General features: G+C 51.6%; 1 protein-coding gene. It reads left to right on the top strand.

Annotated elements, in window-relative coordinates; translation table 11 throughout:
* The coding region (locus ACYP03_RS24670) for a nucleoside transporter C-terminal domain-containing protein (protein WP_459782478.1) at positions 1 to 254 on the top strand (254 nt) is incomplete at its 5' end.
* Between the last annotated feature and the right edge of the window lie 116 nt (positions 255 to 370).

Genomic DNA, 370 nt, shown 5'->3' with positions numbered 1-370 from the left:
AAGATGTGGCTGATGGTGGTCTGCTGGTTGCTGAAACGGGTGTAGCGATGTCTGAGAAGACCAAAGCGATCATTTCTTTCGCCCTGTGTGGTTTCGCCAACCTGTCTTCTATCGCTATCCTGCTGGGTGGTCTGGGCGGTCTGGCACCAAGCCGTCGTCACGACATTGCCCGCTTCGGTATGAAAGCCGTTGCCGCAGGTACGCTGTCTAACCTGATGTCTGCAACTATTGCAGGTCTGTTCCTGTCACTGTAATTCAGTCAGAAACCGTCAGATTGAAAACGCCACAGCTTAGCTGTGGCGTTTTTTTTGCCTCGCATTTTCTTTGCCGCTGACACTGGCGGCAGTCAACAGAATCAGTAACTATCTGA

Source organism: Photobacterium sp. R1 (genome assembly GCF_054600795.1).
The sequence above is the reverse complement of the archived record's forward strand: the minus strand, read 5'-3'. Positions and strand labels throughout refer to the sequence as shown.